General features: G+C 63.6%; 12 protein-coding genes and 1 tRNA gene. 10 read left to right on the forward strand and 3 right to left on the reverse strand.

Annotation, left to right across the window (positions count from 1 at the left end; translation table 11 throughout):
* The first annotated feature begins 4 nt into the window (after positions 1-4).
* The 3 genes from BM136_RS00410 (at position 5) to dnaG (ending at position 3662) form a co-directional block, all read left to right on the forward strand.
* Positions 5-1228, forward strand: a complete 1224-nt coding sequence (locus BM136_RS00410; RefSeq protein WP_092969268.1) for a BaiN/RdsA family NAD(P)/FAD-dependent oxidoreductase — start codon at positions 5-7, stop codon at positions 1226-1228.
* A gap of 132 nt (positions 1229-1360) precedes the next feature.
* Positions 1361-1810, forward strand: a complete 450-nt coding sequence (locus BM136_RS00415) for a GatB/YqeY domain-containing protein (RefSeq protein WP_024542213.1) — start codon at positions 1361-1363, stop codon at positions 1808-1810.
* 40 nt (positions 1811-1850) lie between these two features.
* Positions 1851-3662 (forward strand): DNA primase, encoded by a 1812-nt coding sequence (dnaG, locus tag BM136_RS00420; RefSeq protein ID WP_092969271.1) that lies wholly within the window; start codon positions 1851-1853, stop codon positions 3660-3662.
* A 108-nt stretch (positions 3663-3770) separates the two neighbouring features.
* Here dnaG and BM136_RS25550 read toward each other — a convergent pair whose 3' ends face one another.
* Entirely contained in the window at positions 3771-4151 is a 381-nt protein-coding gene (locus tag BM136_RS25550) for a hypothetical protein (RefSeq protein ID WP_252691012.1), read from the reverse strand.
* Between BM136_RS25550 and rpoD the strand changes: the two genes are divergently transcribed.
* The 7 genes from rpoD to BM136_RS00455 all read left to right on the forward strand — a co-directional run bounded on the left by rpoD (position 4144) and on the right by BM136_RS00455 (position 13056).
* Positions 4144-6468 carry an RNA polymerase sigma factor RpoD gene (rpoD, locus tag BM136_RS00425; protein WP_254775589.1) on the forward strand — a complete coding sequence of 775 codons (2325 nt, stop codon included), beginning with the start codon at positions 4144-4146 and terminating at the stop codon, positions 6466-6468. The two genes, BM136_RS25550 and rpoD, sit on opposite strands and share 8 nt — an antisense overlap.
* 108 nt (positions 6469-6576) lie before the next feature.
* A tRNA-Ile gene (locus tag BM136_RS00430) sits at positions 6577-6664 on the forward strand.
* Between the two features lie 736 nt (positions 6665-7400).
* Positions 7401-8996, forward strand: a complete 1596-nt coding sequence (locus BM136_RS00435) for a DUF2957 domain-containing protein (RefSeq protein ID WP_092969274.1) — start codon at positions 7401-7403, stop codon at positions 8994-8996.
* A gap of 90 nt (positions 8997-9086) precedes the next feature.
* A complete protein-coding gene (locus BM136_RS00440) occupies positions 9087-10346 on the forward strand; it encodes a DUF2957 domain-containing protein (RefSeq protein WP_092970666.1) in 1260 nt (419 codons plus the stop codon).
* A gap of 74 nt (positions 10347-10420) precedes the next feature.
* Positions 10421-11245, forward strand: coding sequence for an OmpW/AlkL family protein (locus BM136_RS00445; RefSeq protein ID WP_004631054.1), 825 nt, complete (start codon positions 10421-10423; stop codon positions 11243-11245).
* 112 nt (positions 11246-11357) lie between these two features.
* Positions 11358-11849 carry a hypothetical protein gene (locus BM136_RS00450; RefSeq protein ID WP_092969277.1) on the forward strand — a complete coding sequence of 164 codons (492 nt, stop codon included), beginning with the start codon at positions 11358-11360 and terminating at the stop codon, positions 11847-11849.
* A 211-nt stretch (positions 11850-12060) separates the two neighbouring features.
* Positions 12061-13056 carry an MBL fold metallo-hydrolase gene (locus BM136_RS00455; protein ID WP_092969280.1) on the forward strand — a complete coding sequence of 332 codons (996 nt, stop codon included), beginning with the start codon at positions 12061-12063 and terminating at the stop codon, positions 13054-13056.
* Positions 13057-13071: 15 nt separating this feature from the next.
* On the opposite strand, the gene BM136_RS00460 is transcribed toward BM136_RS00455, so the two are convergent.
* Positions 13072-14349: a branched-chain amino acid ABC transporter substrate-binding protein gene (locus BM136_RS00460; protein WP_092969283.1), complete on the reverse strand. Its 1278-nt coding sequence runs from the start codon at positions 14347-14349 to the stop codon at positions 13072-13074.
* A 25-nt stretch (positions 14350-14374) separates the two neighbouring features.
* The gene (locus tag BM136_RS00465) at positions 14375-17686 is read right to left on the reverse strand and encodes an acetyl-CoA carboxylase family protein (RefSeq protein ID WP_092969286.1); all 3312 of its coding nucleotides are present in this window, start codon (positions 17684-17686) and stop codon (positions 14375-14377) included.
* Positions 17687-17699 lie beyond the last annotated feature (13 nt).

Genomic DNA, 17699 nt, shown 5'->3' on the forward strand with positions numbered 1-17699 from the left:
CATCATGATGCGGTGCGATGTAGCGGTGATCGGCGCAGGCGCGGCCGGAATGATGTGCGCGGCTGTGGCCGGGCAGCGCGGCGCCCGCGTTGTGCTGATCGATCACGCGACGAAGCTGGCGGAGAAGATTCGGATCTCCGGCGGCGGGCGCTGCAACTTCACCAACGTCAACGCAGGGCCAGCCAACTACCTGTCGAACAACCCGCATTTCAGCCGCTCGGCGCTGGCGCGGTACACGGCCCAAGACTTCATCAGCCTCGTTTCCAGCTACCGCATTCCGTATCACGAGAAGCACAAGGGCCAGCTTTTCTGCGACGACAGCGCCGAAGACATCATCCGCATGCTCGAAACGGAATGTGAGCGGGGCGACGTGATCTGGCGAACCGGCTGCTCGATCGCTGAAGTTGGCAAGGACGGCGAGGCCTATCGCCTGTCGACCAGCGCAGGTGAGATCGTCGCCAACAAGGTGGTGATCGCCACGGGTGGCCTGTCCATCCCCAAGATCGGCGCGACGGATTTCGGGTATCGCATTGCGCGGCAGTTCGGGTTGAAGATCGTGGAGACGCATCCGGCACTGGTGCCGCTCACCTTCCATGCCGAGCATTGGGCGCCGTTCTCGGCGCTGTCCGGCGTGTCGATGGAAGTGGACGTGACCGTTGCGCAGCCCTCGGGCAAGGGCGGTCGGAAGGGCGGCGCCACGACGTTCCGCGAAGACTTGCTGCTCACCCATCGGGGGCTGTCGGGGCCGGCCGTGCTACAGATCTCCAGCTTCTGGAATTCGGGTCAGCCGCTTGTCATCGATCTGCTGCCGGATGCAGACGCCGCGCAGTGGCTGTGCGATGAGAAGTCGGGATCACGCAAACAGCTCGGGACGGTGCTGGCGCAGCGCTTGCCGGAACGCGTCGCGCAGGCGTGGTGCGCCACGCACGGTGCCAACCCGCAGGCGCCGATTGCCGAGTTGCCGGACAAGGTGCTGCGCGTGCTGGGCGGCGCGCTCAACCGCTGGGAGCTGACGCCTTCCGGCAGTGAGGGCTATCGCAAGGCTGAAGTGACGCGCGGCGGGGTCGACACGCGCGCGCTGTCATCGGCCACCATGGAGGCGCAATCTGCGCCGGGCCTGTACTTCATCGGCGAGGTGGTCGACGTGACGGGCTGGCTTGGCGGCTACAACTTCCAGTGGGCGTGGGCGTCTGCCGTGGCGGCAGGCGAGGCTGCCTCCGCCCGCTGATCCCCCACGGATCGGTCCTGGAACTGTTTGGGTTCTGTGCTACGATCAGTGATCCATTTTTCAAAGTTTGCAACCCGCTGGGCCCACTGTCCAAGCGGGTTTTGCCGTTTATCGGAGTTCGGAATGTCGCAGTTGTCCCTCAAGGCACAGATCACGGAAGACATGAAGGCCGCCATGCGTGCCAAGGAAACAGATCGTCTGGGCACGATCCGCCTGTTGCAGGCTGCCATCAAGCAGCGCGAGGTGGATGAGCGCATTGAACTGGATGACGCCGCCGTGCTGGCCGTGATCGACAAGATGCTCAAGCAGCGCAAGGATTCCATCACCGCATTCGAGCAAGCGGGCCGTGACGATCTCGTCGCCAAGGAAGCGGCAGAGGTGGCCGTGCTACAGGTCTATATGCCCGCACAACTGTCGGAAGCCGAAGTCGACGCCGCGGTGCGTGACGCCGTGGCCAAGGCGGGTGCCGCTGGCCCGCAAGACATGGGCAAGGTGATGGGCATCCTCAAGCCGGCCCTGGCCGGCCGCGCCGACATGACGCAAGTCTCGGCACGCGTAAAGGCCGCTCTGGCTGGCGCCTGAATCCCTTCCACACTCGCAGCATCCAAGGGGCGCACCCCGCGTGATCCCGCAGCCGTTCATTGACGACCTGCTCAACCGCGTCGATATCGTCGACGTGGTGGGCCGCTACGTTCAGTTGAAGAAGGGCGGCGCCAACTTCATGGGGCTGTGCCCCTTCCATAACGAGAAGTCGCCGTCGTTCTCGGTGTCGCCCACCAAGCAGTTCTATCACTGCTTCGGCTGCGGCGCGCACGGCTCGGCCATCGGCTTCCTGATGGAGTTTTCCGGGCAGTCGTACGTCGAGGCCATCAAGGACCTCGCGCAGTCCGTCGGCATGGTTGTGCCCGAAGAACGCGGTGGATTGCCGCCTGCCGCGCGTGCCGAACAGCAAGCCAAGACGGTCGCACTCGGCGACGTCATGGCGCGCGCCTGCGATCACTACCGCAAGCAATTGCGCGGCGCCCCCAACGCCATCCAATACCTCAAAGGCCGCGGCCTGACCGGCGAGATTGCCGCGCACTTTGGCCTCGGCTATGCGCCGGACGACTGGCAATCGCTCGAAGCCGTGTTCGGTCCGTATCGCGAAGACGCCACCGCTGCACCGCTCATTGAGGCCGGGCTCGTCATCGAAAGCGAAAAGACCAGCGCCGATGGCTCGCACCGCCGGTACGACCGCTTTCGCGATCGCATCATGTTCCCCATCCGCAATACCAAGGGTGTGGTGATCGGCTTCGGTGGCCGGGTGCTGGGGCAGGGCGAACCGAAATATCTCAACTCTCCCGAAACGCCGCTGTTCAGCAAGGGAACCGAGCTGTACGGCCTGTTCGAGGCGCGCAACGCCATCCGCGAGTTCGACTATGTGCTGGTCGTGGAAGGCTACATGGACGTGGTCGCGCTGGCGCAGCTCGGGTTTGCCAATGCAGTGGCGACGCTGGGCACGGCTTGTACGCCGATCCACGTGCAGAAGCTGTTGCGGCAGGTCGATACCGTCATCTTCTCGTTTGACGGGGACAGCGCGGGGCGCCGGGCTGCACGCCGTGCGCTCGAAGCCTGCCTGCCGCACGCCACCGACAACAAGACGATCAAGTTCCTCTTTTTGCCCTCCGAGCACGATCCGGACAGTTTCGTGCGCGAAGAGGGCACCGAAGCCTTTGCCCGTGAAGTGCACAACGCCATGCCGCTGTCGCGCTTCCTGCTGCAGGCCGTGACCGAAGACCTCGACCTGCGTCAACCCGAGGGTCGTGCTCGCGCCCAATATGAAGCCAAGCCGCTGCTGAGCGCCATGCCCGCCGGCGGCCTGCGCCTGCAGATCGTGCGTGGCCTGGCCGACATGACCGGCACCACGCCCGCCGACATCGAGGCGCTATGTGGCCTTCGCAGCGACCCGGCCCAAGCAGGCCGCATGACGCAGAAGCGACCCCGCGTGGCGCGCACTGCACCCACTGCGCTGGAGCAGAAGGTGCTGCGCCTCCTGATGCGCTATCCCGCACTGGCCGCACGGCTCGACGCTGATGCCCGCACCCAGTTGACTGCGCCCCAATTGCCCCAAGGTGAGGTATTGGCGGGGCTGCTGGCAGAATGCGACGCCGTGGGTCCGGAAGTGCACTTCGGAGCCTTTGTCGAGCGTCTGGGACAGACGCCGTATGCCGAAGCTTTTGCCGGGCTGCGCACCGCCGTGCTCCAGGATGACATCGAGCTGGAGCCGGCCATTTCCGAATTCGATACCGCCGTACAAAAGATGCTGGCCGAGCCACTTAAGCGCGAGCTGGAGATGTTGCAGCGGAAGATGGAAGCCGGCCATGCCGGCGATGACGACAAGGAGCGCATGCGCTGGCTGGTGGGCGAAATCAGCCGCCGTCGGCAGCTCGTGTAGCGCATAAGCCGCAGCGCCAAGCTCCAAGCGGGGCGGGCAATTGCGGGTAGCCCCTTGATTTTTCAGGCGAAAACCCGATTTTCGTTTAGACCGGCTTGGTCTGGCGTGCTAGAATAGCCGGTTTGGATTGCAAGTCCTTTTTCCCATTTTTGGGGGAGTGAGCGTGCCCATGGTGAAGGTGAAGACCTCCGCGAAGGCCGGTTCCAAGGCCAGTCCTGCTTCTGTTTCTGCCAAGCGATCCTCATCGGCGCGCGGCTCCGGAGGAGGAAAGACACCAGCGGGAACGGCGAAAGTCGCGAATGGTCGGACCCATATAGGGCAGGCAGGATCGACAGGGGTGAAGGCCACTGCGCCGGCAAAGACGGGGAAAACCCAGCCGCGCCAGACCGCCGATATCGCCGTCGCTGCCAAGACTGTCAAACCGACAGCGCGCACAAAGGGCGCGATCCAATCTTCAACCTCAGGCAAGGTCTCGACGTCGATGAGCACGAGCGCCAGACCTGGCGGCACAGCCGCTTCCGTCGCACTCAAGGGCAAGACAACCACCGTGGCGAAATCGAAAGTTACCGAAGTCGAGAGCAAGCAGACCACTGCCAGCGCAAGCGCAACCAAGACGGGTACCGCTCGTACCAGCACCGCAGCCAAGCCAGCTAAGGCAACTGCGGAAGACACCAAGCGCACCGCCCAGGCAGAGGCCACCCCTACAACTCCTCCTGCGCCCCGCGCCGAGGCAGCAGCCGAGCCCAAGAAGCGCGGCCGCAAGCCCAAGGCAGAGACGCAGGCAGACGACGACAGCAGCACGGACGTGACTGAAGAATTTGACACCCCCGCCGCTCCGGCACCGAAAACCGAAAAGCTGAAGGCCCGTGACCGCAAGGCCAAGGAAAAAGCCCTGCTCAAGGAATTCGCTGCCTCGCAGCAAGGCGGTTCGGAAGAAGAGCTCGAGGCCCGCCGCCAGAAGCTCAAGGCGCTGATCAAGCTGGGCAAATCGCGCGGCTACCTGACCTATGCTGAAATCAACGACCACCTTCCCGACGACATGGTCGACGTGGAGTCGCTGGAAACGTTGGTTGCCACGCTCAACGACATCGGCGTTGCCGTGTACGAGCAGGCGCCGGACGCTGAAACGCTGCTCCTGAACGACAACGCACCTTCCGTGACCACGGAAGAAGAGGCTGAAGAAGAAGCTGAAGCCGCGCTGTCGACGGTTGATTCCGAATTCGGCCGCACCACCGACCCGGTCCGCATGTACATGCGCGAAATGGGCACGGTCGAGCTGCTGACGCGCGAAGGCGAAATCGTGATCGCCAAGCGCATCGAAGCCGGCCTGAAGGACATGGTCATGGCGATCTCGGCGTGCCCGGTCACCATTTCCGAAATCCTCGCCATGGGCGAGCGCGTGGCCAACGACGAAGCCAAGATCGACGAGTACATCGATGGCTTGATCGACCCGAACGCTGAAGCCGATGCAGCCGCTGCTGCTGAGGAAGAAGAGGAATTCGAGGAAGAGGAAGCCGCAGAAGAGGGCGACGAAGAGGAGGACGAGGACGATGAAGGCGCCGGCGCTGCCGCAGCCTCGGCCCGTCAACTCGAAGAGCTCAAGCAGGCCGCGTTGATCAAGTTTGGTGTGATCGGCGAGCAGTTCGACAAGATGCGTCGTGCTTTCGAGAAGGAAGGCTACAAGTCCAAGCCTTACGTGAAGGCGCAGGAAGCCATCCAGGCCGAGCTGATGACGATCCGCTTTACCGCACGCAACGTCGAGCGCCTGTGCGACACGCTGCGCGGCCAGGTGGACGAAGTGCGCAAACTCGAGCGCGCCATCCTGAACATCGTGGTCGACAAGTGCGGTATGCCGCGCGGCGACTTCGTTGCGCGCTTCCCGGGCAACGAGACGAACCTGAAGTGGATCGAGACCGTGGTGGCTGACGGCAAGCCGTACAGCACCATCGTCGAGCGTAACGTGCCGGCCGTGCACGAACTGCAGCAAAAGCTGATCGACCTGCAGGCGCGCGTGGTGCTGCCGCTGACCGAGCTGAAGGACGTCAACCGCAAGATGTCGGAAGGCGAGCGCCGCGCCCGTGAGGCCAAGCGTGAAATGACCGAGGCCAACCTGCGTCTGGTGATCTCGATCGCCAAGAAGTACACGAACCGCGGTCTGCAGTTCCTCGACCTGATCCAGGAAGGCAACATCGGCCTGATGAAGGCGGTGGACAAGTTCGAATACCGTCGCGGCTACAAGTTCTCGACGTACGCCACGTGGTGGATCCGTCAGGCCATCACGCGTTCGATCGCCGACCAGGCGCGCACCATCCGTATTCCGGTGCACATGATCGAGACGATCAACAAGATGAACCGCATCTCGCGTCAGATCCTGCAGGAAACCGGCAACGAGCCGGATCCGGCAACGCTGGCCGAGAAGATGGAGATGCCGGAAGACAAGATCCGCAAGATCATGAAGATCGCGAAGGAGCCGATCTCCATGGAAACGCCGATCGGTGACGACGACGACTCCCATCTGGGCGATTTCATCGAGGACACGAACACGCTGGCTCCCGCCGAAGCGGCGCTGCATGGCTCCATGCGCGGCGTGGTGAAGGACGTGCTCGATTCGCTGACGCCGCGCGAAGCCAAGGTGCTGCGCATGCGCTTCGGTATCGAAATGAGCACCGACCACACGCTGGAAGAAGTCGGCAAGCAGTTCGACGTGACCCGCGAGCGTATCCGTCAGATCGAAGCGAAGGCACTGCGCAAGCTGCGCCATCCGAGCCGTTCCGACAAGCTGAAGAGCTTCCTGGAAGGCAGCTGATTCTGTAGCGACGCAGGCGATTTTCCGAGTGGGCTTGCGCCCACTTTCAGGTAAAATCCCGCACCAGGCCCGGCCTAAGCGCCGGGTCTCTTTTTTTCCCGTTTCACTGGGCCGGACGCCGTGCTGGTTGCAGGCAGCGGACTCATAATCCGCCTCCGAAAGGACACCGTGGGTTCGAATCCCACCCGGCCCACCATCTTTCTTCTCCCGCTTTTTCCCTTCTCCGCGTTTGCGTGCCGTTTTTAGCCGGCGGCTTTCTCTCGCCTTTGCGCGCGCTATCGTCGCGGGATCGTATTTTGCTACCCAGATGGGTTTTGGCGAAATATATTCATTTCGAAATAATTGAATAACGCCGTATTGCGCCGTCATTCCCCCCAAATGGAGGGGGGAGTTTAAAACGCTTCAAACGAAACCGTTTCATTCCCTCGTTTGAAAAACCGTCAAACCGCGCCGCGCCTACTTGCGCGGGGGATTGCAGCCGCTGTTTTGAATGAAATCTCTATTTACTTCATACTCTGAGCGGACCATAGTTTCGGCCATAACGATAAGTAAATAGCCAGTGGCGTATCCTTCGGAGACACAGGATGTTACGCATTCAAAACGGGCCATTCCAGCATTCCGCTTCTGCGCGTGCCCCCGCGCGTCATCGCCATCGTCGTCACTGCAGCAGCGGTGGCGCGGCTCGTCCACGCTAGCAGCGTTAGCTCGATTTCTTGGGATCGGCACCCAGCCGATCTGCGTGATACCCGGCAAACCAGCGGGTAACGCAACCAAAGCTCGTCCGTCGTTTTTGTAGTTTGCAGGTCGATCTGCCGACGGGGCAGGTCGTGCGCTGTCGGCTGCCATTTGCCGGCAGGCGGGGGTATTGACCGGCCGTTGCACACATTCGCCGGCCCAAAACACAACAAGTTCCAAAACGTGAGGAGACAACCATGGGTAGTCGACGTCATCTTTTTGTTGTCATGGCAACCAGTTGCATTGTGGCCATGCCGTTCATTGGCGGGTGCGGTGGGGCGGACGACCCCGGCTCGTCGGATGTTGCGCAGTGTTCGGGCAGTTCCTGCCCTCCTAGCGGAGCGGTCACCACACCCAGCATGCCGACTAGCCTGTGCCCGGCGGCGCTGGATTACACGACCACGTACACCGGCGGCTCTGGCAGCGGCGAGTACATCAAAGTCAAGTTCGATACGAGCAAGAACACGTACCAGATGCAGTTCCTGGAATCGTCGGTGCCGACTTCGGCGGGGCAGATCAATACGACCCGCAAGGGGTTGACCATCGACGGCACGTTCGTTCATCCGACCAACTTGCCGACCCCCGAGCAGAACCGCTGCGCTTTCGTGCTGCAGTCCGGCAAGACGGCGGACAGTAGCTATGCCATCACCGTCAATCCGCAAGACCCGCCGATGTTGTTTGTCGGCCAGGGTATCGTGGGGGGCGGCATTCCGGGAGCGACGATCCAATTTGCTGGCATCCAGCCGATTCCCGGCGTCGTGATTGGCGCAGTGCCTTCGCGAACGTTCGATTTCTATCCGTTCCTGGGCTTCTCCGAGACCGTGACGGACTTCTCGCAGGTCGCGGGACGCTACAACCAGGTGGGTGTGCACGTCACGCCCACGGGCTCGGGCAGCCAGACCTCCGCACCGCAAGGCTGGCAGCCCGACGCTGTCAACTGGACGCAAACGTTGAATGCCGACGGCACGTGTACCGCGGAAGGCATCGACTATTCGTGCCACACGACGGGTACGCCCTGGACGCTGCGTCAGAACGCCGATGGCTCGCAAGACAATGTGTTCGTCAGCAACCCAACCAGCAGCAGCGTGCCGTATCCGTATGTCGGCCAGGTCTCGCCGCTGGTGCTGCTGGCGCCAAGCCAGGCCAAGGGCATTCTCATCGCAGGCAAGCTGAACGGGCAGGTGGTGCCGGTGGTGATCCGTGTCGGCTACTCGCATAGCGATGCGACGAACCTGTTGGCTTCGGTGGCGGATGACCAGATCGGTATCTCGATCCTCTCGCCCGCAACCGCGATCCCGGCCAATGCACTCAAGGGTGGCTATGTCGGGGCGACCAGCGGCTCGGCATGCGGCGTGGTCACCAACAACGGCCCGAGCGGTGCGCCTGCCAGCGGCAACGGCTTGAACGCGACGATCGATCACCCGGAACTGTCGGGCTCCTTTAGCGGCGGTTTCTTCCACGCCAATGCCGGCAACTGCAGCGATGGCACGGCCGTATCGACGCTGGCCGCCAACTACACCTCCACGCTGTTCCAGAACGGCACCGCGGCCTTCATCAACCCGCTCACCTCGCGTGTGACGGCGCAGTTCGGCCTGGACTACACGCAAACCTCGCCGGGCAAGCTGATCGTGACCGCGCAGAACGACTTCAACGCGCAAGGCGCCAGCGGCAACGTCGCGTTGTTCAAGGCGGGCGACACCGGCGTGGCCGTCAAGGTGGGCAACGTGTACGCGATGCTCATGAACAACAACAAGTACAACCCGTTCTTCACGGTCGGTGCATTCGTCCAGTGAAGCGCGCAGCAACGAAACCACATGCGGCGGCGTGCGTGACGTGTGCGCGCTGCGCTGCCGCGGCTGAACAACAACATGGAGGAGACGCAAATGCAATGGCGTAAATGGTTGGTCGTGCTCGCGTGCGCGCCGATGGTGACAGCTTGCGGAGGTGGCGGAGATGATTCGCCGGCGCCAGTGATCCAGCGCCTGTGTCCGCAGGCCATCGACTACAACACCGTATTCACCGGCGGGTCGGGCTCGGGCGAACTCGTGAAGGTGCAGCTCGACACGACGAAGATGACGTACCAGATCACGTATCTGGCCTCGCCGATTCCGGTCAAGACGGGCACCGTCGCGCCCACGCGCGATACGGCCCCCAACAACGTACAGACCGGCACGCTCACGCAGGAAACGGCGCTGCCGACCGAGAAGCTGAACCAGTGCGCATTCCGCCTGAATAACGCAAGCCTCGATCCGAGCCGTCCGGCGCGGTTCTTCCTTGGGCAGGGCGTGCTGGGCGGCACGATTCCGGGCGCGACGATCCAGTTCGACGGCATCGTTGGCGTGGGCAAGATTCCGCAGACCACGTTCCCGTATTACCCGTTCATCAGCTTCTCGAACACCGAGACCGATCTGAACAAGATCGCGGGCAACTACAACCAGCTGGGTTACCACCAGGTGCCGTCGCAGAACTTCTCGCAGCAGGCGGTCGACGCGCGTTTCACCATCAACGCGGACGGCACCTACACCGAGTGCGACAACTTGGGCGTGAAGAACGGCGGGGCCTGCCTGACATCAAGCGCGACGGTCAACCAGAAGCTGACGCTGCGCGGCGATGCACCGGCCTTCACCACGCTGAACTATCAGCCGCAAGTGCCGGCCACGGTGTCGTCGCTGGATCCGGCCAAGGCGGGCAAGGGCGTGATGATTGTGGGCAAGCTGTATGGCCAGCTCGTGCCGATCTTCATTCGCGTGGGTGCGGCCAACTCCGATCTGACAGCGGGCCCGCCTGTGGCAGATGACGAGTCCGGCATTTCGATGATGGCGCCGGTCGGCAACATCGCGCAGGGCTCGCAAGACGGCGAATACACGGGTGTAGACAGCACGTTCAACTACCGTGCCACGGCGCTGGTGGGTGCGCAGGCCACGATGCTCGATCCGTTCAATGCGTCGCAGGCAGCGCTGGCGCGACCGTTGAACCTCGACTTCACACAAGCCGTCCCGGGCGTGATCCGCACCACGCAGACCAGCGCACCTGCCGGCTCGGCCCCGACGGGCAAGCTGATCTTCACCGGCAAGACCTTCGGCTTCCTGGATATGAGCGATACGAAGAACCCGTACTTCACGGTGGGCGCCTTCGTGCAGTGACGTTTCCGGAATAACACGCCACGGGGCGCGGCACAGACAACCGCGCTCCGCTCAGAACAACAGGAGGAAGCATCATGAAGAAACTGACTGTCGCATTGATGGCGGCCTGCGCTTCCGCAGGCGCCATGGCGCAGCAGGCCGGTGACAACGTGGCGACGGTGGGCTGGTTCCACATCATGCCGCAGGACTCGAGCAATAACCTGACCACCAGCGTGATCAATGCGCCGATCAATGATCCGCTGCGCTTGCCGGGTAGCTTCACCTCGCCCAACAGCGGGCTGCGCGTGAGCAACGCCAACACGCTGGGCCTGACGCTCACGCATTTCTTTACCGACAACATCGCGCTGACCACGATTGCCGGCGTGCCGCCCGAATTCAAGCTGACCGGGCATGGCGTGATCCGCGCGCCCGGGCCTGCAGGCGCACTGGGCCACGTCGATCTGGACGATCCATCCAATCAGCCGGCCGTGCGCAAGGCGCGCCAGTGGAGTCCCGGGGTCATCCTGCAGTGGTACTTCGGGCACGCGCAGTCGACGTTCCGTCCGTTCGTGGGTGTGGGCGTGGTCTACAGCTTCTTCACCAACATCGAGCTGAATCCGTACTTTGCGGCGGCGGTGAATCGCGAACTGGGCAGCGTGTTGGCAGCGGGTGCGGGCAAGCCCGGGCCGACGTATGTCGAAGGGAAATCGTCCTCCTCGTGGGCGCCGATCTTCAACCTCGGGGCGAGCTACGCGATCAACAAGCAATGGGCCTTGACGGCGACGGTGTCGTACCTGCCGCTCAAGACCGAAGCGGCAACTGTCATCAAGGCGTCGGACGGCACCACGCTTGCCACCACCAAGACCACGCTGAAGGCCAATCCGATCATCACGTTCGTTGGGGTGTCGTACAAGTTTTAGCCGGGTGTCGGCTGTCTGCGCCTGGCTAATTGGCGCGGCGTGAATCGAGTGGGAACCGGTTTGCGCCGCATTCTTAAGGCGGTTTCTACCGTCAGTTCTAGTGAGGCAATAAATGAGCACACGTAAAGTCGTATCTCTTGCAGTTGCACTCGCACTTGCCACCGTAGCAGCCACACCCGCACTTGCCGTCACCGTATCGCGTGTCGATGGTCAACCGATGAACCCGAATGGCGAGCCATTCTCGGTCACCGGCCAGACCACGCTGTCCAAAGGCTCCATCAGCGCCAATTGCACAGCGACCTTCACCGGTACGATCACGCCTTCGGGCATCGTCAACATCACGTCCACATCGTTTACCGGCGGAGGGACGTGCGGCCTCATCTCGGGAACGACCCCGTGGACCGGCCAGGCCGACAGCACCACCCAGCTGTCGATCAACAACGCAGGGGTCAGCGTGTTCCTGCTGGGCAGCTGTGGCCCCAGCAAGGTCGTGACCGCCTGGAATGACCCGAACTCGTCGCTCACGTTCACCAACGCACTGCTCACGCCGGACTGCACGGTGAGCGGCACGGTGGTATCGACGCCGAAGTTCCACGTGCAATAAGCACGTACCCGGTTGACGCGCGGTTGCGCAGCCGCCGTCGATTGGTCTGAAGCATGGGCCCGGCATGTCGGGCCTTGTTTCTTTTGGGGCGCGTATTTCTCTCTGGGCAATACCCCTGTCGCCAATGGCGGCAATGCAAAGTGCTGCGGCGGTGGCATGATCCGGCTTTTGCCGCTGCACCGGGGCAGCGGTCTTTTCCGGGAGCCAAGACATGCGTTTGCTTACTTCAGTCGCCGTGGCCGCCGCGATGGTGGCGTCCATCGGATCCACCTATGCCCAGACGCCGGCATCTGCCGCCACCGCACCAACGCAACAACGCACCCAAGTGCCAGGCTATTACCGCATGGCGCTCGGCGATGATGTGGTGACCGCGCTCTACGACGGCTACACCGATCTGCCTGCCAAGACCCTGCTTGGCATGAACGCGCAATCGGTGCAGAGCCTGCTGGCGCGGATGTTTGTATCGAACACGCCGGGCATGCAGACGGCGGTGAACGGCTTTCTGGTCGACACGGGCGCCAAGCGCATCCTCGTCGACACGGGTTCGGGCACGTGTTTCGGCCCGACGATGGGCGGCCTGGCCGGCAACGTTCGTGCGTCCGGCTACCAGCCCGAGCAGATCGACGCCGTACTGTTGACGCACCTGCATCCGGACCACGCTTGCGGCCTGTTGACGCCGCAAGGCCAGCCGGCCTTTCCGAATGCGCAGGTGTATGTGGCCGCGCCGGAAGCCGATTTCTGGTTGAGCGAAACGATCGCCGCTTCCAAGCCGAGCGACATGCAACCGTTCTTCAAGATGGCACGCGACTCGGTGGCCCCGTACGCGGCCGCAGGCAAGCTCAAGCAGTTGAAGCCGGGCGATGAGGTGGTGCCGGGCGTGCGGTCGGTCGTCGCCAACGGGCATACGCCGGGGCACAGCGGTTACCTGTTTGCATCAAAGGGACATAGCCTACTGGTGTGGGGCGATATCGTGCACAGCCACGCGGTGCAATTCCAGCATCCAGAGGTCGCATTCGAATACGACGTCGACAAGAAGGCCGCTGTTGCCTCGCGCCGCAAGCTGTTTGCGGAAGCCGCGCGGGACAAACTCTGGGTGGCCGGCGCACATCTGCCGTTCCCGGGCCTGGGTCACGTGCGCCGGGACGGCAACGCCTTCGCATGGGTGCCGATCGAGTACGGCCCGCTGCGCACGGACCGCGCTGATTGATTTTGGATTGATCGGTTAAGCGCCCGCCGGCCGCTTCATCTTGCAGGTGGTCGGCAGGTCCAAGTCTTTGGCCGGGGTCGTGCTCTCGGTCTTGTGGCCCCATTGGGTGCCGTCGTAGCCGACCTTGACGGTCTTTCCGTCCACCGGGGCGATCGTTGATACCACCTGCGGGAGCAGCAACTGGTGATCGACCTTGCGCATCGTGACGTCACCCAGGAAGCTCTGCTTCTGCATGCCTTCCAGCGCCAGCGCAATCTTCAGCGGATCGGTCAAAATGGCTTTGCGGATGGCGTCCGTGACCAGCTCGACGGACAACACGGTGCGCGGTGCGAAGTGCTCCCCGGCCACCGTCTGCCGCACGCGCGCATCCATCTGCATCAGTTGCGCGTTGCCGTTGCCCGGCGTCCATTCCGACACCCAGGTCACCTTGCCGATCTTAGCCTGCGACACGGCGAGCACCGTACCCGGCGCGCCCGCGCCGCTGTGGTTCAGATAACGCACGTCGTAGCTCATGTCGCCGGCAGCCTTGATGAGCAGGTTCAGGTCTTGCCCCCAGTTGCCGGTGAGGAGCGTGTCTGCGCCCGTCGCCTTGGCCTTCGAGACGTAAGGCGCGAAGTCCTTCACCTTGCCGATCGGGTGCAGCGTTTCTCCGGTGAACTGCACATCGGGCCGCGCAGCCGAGATCATCTGCTTGCCCAGCGACGCCCACAGCCGGCCGTGCGCGTAGTCCTGATTCAATGAATAAACCTTGCGAATATCGGGCTGCGTCTTCACGAAATTGGCCAGCGCGCGCATCTTCATCGCGGTGTTGGCTTCGGTGGCGAAGTGCCAGAAGCTGCAATGCGCGCCGGTCAGATCGGGATCGATCGACGCGTAGTTGATGATCAGCACGCGCTTGGTCGGATTGCGCTCGTTGTGCTTGGTGGCGGCATCCACCATGGCGGCCACCACGGATGAGCCCGAGCCGCCAGTGAAGACGATCTTCGCCCCGGCGTCGATGGCGCTTTGCAGGGCCGACAGACTGTCTTGCGCCGACAGCTTGTTGTCATAGGTCGACAGCTCGTAGCGCGCACCGTTCAGCACGCTCTGCGGTTGCGCGTTAGCGTCGTCGATGCCGAGTTTCAGATTCGCCAGAAACTGCTCGCCCACATTCGAGAGCGGCCCGCTCAGTTGATCGATGAACGCCACCTTGATCGGGGCTGGGTCGGCGGCGTAGGCCAGTGGTGCCCACAACAGCGCCCCGGCACAAGTCAATGCGGACAAGGGACGGGCAAAGCGGATCACTGCGGGCATGTCTCCTCCTTGTGTGTGTTCTCGTCTACCAAGTGTCGATGAAGCGGCGCGTGGCTGGGTCGCGCGCGTGCCGCGGCTGCGCAGGCGGCGTCGATTGCAGCCCGCGCAACAGCCAGCGACGCGTATCGGCCGGGTCGATCACTGCGTCGATTTCGAGATAGCTGGCGATGTTGAGCGCGCGTCCTTCCTCGTAGGCCGCATCGACCATCTTGCGGAACAGCGCCTCGCGCTCGGCTAGGTCTTCCACCGCTTCCAGCTCTTTGCGGTAACCCAGGCGGATGGCGCCTTCGATGCCCATGCCGCCAAATTCGCCGCTCGGCCACGACGCGGTGAAGAACGGCGCGTGGAAACCGCCTGCCGCCATGGCCATCGCCCCCAGGCCGTAGCCTTTGCGCAGCACGACGGTGAAGAAGGGCACGCGCAGGTTGCCCGCCGTCACGAACATGCGGCTGACGTGGCGCACTGTGGCGGTCTTCTCCGCGTCCGGCCCGACCATGAAACCCGGTGTGTCGCACAGCGAGACGATGGGCAGATCGAACGCGTTGCACAACTGCATGAAGCGTGACGCCTTGTCCGCCGCTGCAGAATCGATAGCGCCGCCCAGGTGGCGCGGGTTGTTGGCAATGCAACCGAAGGCGCGACCCTCGATACGGATCAGCGCGGTGATGATGCCCACGCCAAAGGCTTGACGCAGCTCCAGTACGGAGCCTGTATCGGCCAGCGCGTCGATCACGGCGCGCATGTCGTAGCTGCGCATGCGGTTTTCGGGAATCGCGTGGCGCAGGTGGCGCACGTCGCCGGCTTCCCAGTGGGCGAGCGGACCCTGGAAATAGCTCAGGTAACGGCGCGCGACATCCACGGCTTCGGTTTCGTTTTCGACCAGGACATCGATCACGCCATTGGGCGCCTGCACGCTCACGGGGCCGACCTCTTCGGGCGCGTAGATGCCAAGGCCGCCGCCTTCAATCATGGCCGGACCGCCCATGCCGATGGTGGCGTCACGCGTCGCGATGATCACGTCAGCGCAGCCCAGCAGCGCGGCATTGCCTGCAAAGCAGCGGCCCGACACGATGCCGACGGTTGGCACCAGCCCCGAGAGGCGCGCGAAATGAATGAAGGTCGGGCAGTCCAGGCCGCTGACGCCGCGCTTTTCAGTGTCGCCCGGCCGGCCGCCGCCGCCTTCGGCAAACAGCACAACGGGCAGCTTCCATTGCTGCGCCAGCTCCAGCGCGCGGTCGGTCTTCTTGTGGTTGAAGGTGCCTTGCGTGCCGGCCAGCACGGTGTAGTCGTACGCGAGCACCATGCAGCGCGCGTCCTGATCCGGGAAGTGCGTGCCGTTGACGGTGCCAATACCGGTGATGATGCCGTCAGCCGGTGTGGCGCGAATCAAGTCATCGAGCGCGCGCCGTTGACGTTGCGCGGCGATGGCGAGCGCGCCGTACTCGATGAACGAGCCGGCGTCGCACAAGTGATCGATGTTCTCGCGCGCGGTGCGCTGGCCGGTCTTGCGGCGGCGGGCAACGGCGTCCGGGCGGTTTGCATCGAGGCCGAATGCATGGCGGTCGATGACGGCCTGCAGGTCGGGGCGAATGTGGTCGAGGTCGATCTTGGCATTGGCCGCAGCGGTGTCATGCTGCGCATCACCGGGCTGCAGCACGGCCAGCGGTTGGCCTTCGCGCACCGTTGCGCCTGACCGAGCGCAGACTTGTAGCACGCGTCCGGCCGCGGGCGCGATGACGACGTGCTCCATCTTCATCGCTTCAATCACAGCGAGCACCTCGCCGCGCGCGACCGTGGCGCCGGCTTCTGCATGGATCTGGATGAGCGCGCCATCCATCGGCGCGGTGAGGACTTCAGCGTCGTCAGGAAGCTCATCGACAAATGAGGTCGCGGGTGTCAGATCGGTGGTGGCGACCGACGTGGCATGCAGGGCGGGATGGGTTTCGCCGTTGCCGGCGGCCAAGTCGGCGAGCTTCGCATCGAGAAACTGCGTGTGCACGGCATTGGCCTGCACGTCGGCATCTTGCAGCAGGTCTTGCAGCAGCCGCTTGTTGGTGGCCAGTCCTTCGATGCGGAACTCACACAGCGCGCGGTACGTCTGTGTCAGCGTCTGCGCATATGTGCCGTGCGGCGCGTGGACGATCAGTTTGGCCAGCAGCGAATCGAAGCGCGGGTTCGGACGGTAGCCCGCGTAGCCGCAGGTGTCGACGCGCACACCGGGGCCGTTGGGCGGCTCGAAGGCGGTGAGCATGCCGGTGGACGGGTGCGGTTGTCCGGATGCATCAATCGTCTCGGCATTGATCCGCACTTGCACAGCGTGGCCGCGAGGGGCGATCGGCCGGGCAAGCCCCAGGTCGGCGAGCGAAGCACCTTGCGCCAGGGCCAGTTGCGTCATCACCAGGTCGACGCCCGTCACCATCTCCGTGACGGTGTGTTCGACTTGCACGCGCGGGTTGGCTTCCATGAAGTAGAACGTGGCGTGCGGCGTGCCTGCCCCTTCCACGAGGAACTCGAATGTGCCAATGCCGGTGTAACCCGCCGCTTTGGCGAGCGTGACGGCAGCGTCAGCGATGCGCGTGCGCAGGGCGTCGTCCAACGCGGGGCTGGGCGCGATCTCGATCAGCTTCTGGTGACGGCGTTGCAGGCTGCATTCACGCTCGCCGAGATGCATGACGTGGCCATGTGCATCGGTAACGATCTGGATTTCGATATGGCGCGGTGCGGGCACGAGCGCTTCGACATAGACGTCGCCGACACCACCCGCGGCGGTGGCTTCAGAAACACAGCGCGCATACGCGTCGGCAATCGCTTGCGCATCGTGCACGGCGCGCATGCCGCGTCCGCCGCCGCCGGCGACGGCCTTGATCATCATGCCGTGCGAGGGCGACAGCGCGGCGAAGAAGGCGCGCGCATCTTCAAGCGTGGTCGCGCCTTGCGTGCCGCTGACGATGGGAATGCCGGCCTCGTGCGCAAGCGCCCGCGCGCGTGCCTTGTCGCCGAAGAGATCGAGCACGCGCGGTGACGGTCCGATGAACTGCACGCCTGCCTGCGCGCACTGACGCGCGAAGGCAGCGTTCTCGCTTAGGAAGCCATAGCCAGGGTGAACCGCATCTGCACCGACGGCGCGTGCAGCGGCGAGGAGGGCCGCACCGTCGAGATATGCGCGCGGGCCTGTGCCGGGCAAAGGTACAGCTTCATCGGTGCGTAGAGGGTGCAGCGCGTTTGCATCGTCTTCGGAGTAGACGGCCACCGAGGGCAAGCCTATCGTGGCGGCAGCGCGGGCAATGCGAATGGCGATCTCGCCGCGATTGGCGACCAGCAGTTTGCGAAACGTCATGGAGCGGGCGTGG

This window comes from Ralstonia sp. NFACC01 (genome assembly GCF_900115545.1).
GTDB classification, from domain to species: domain Bacteria; phylum Pseudomonadota; class Gammaproteobacteria; order Burkholderiales; family Burkholderiaceae; genus Ralstonia; species Ralstonia mojiangensis.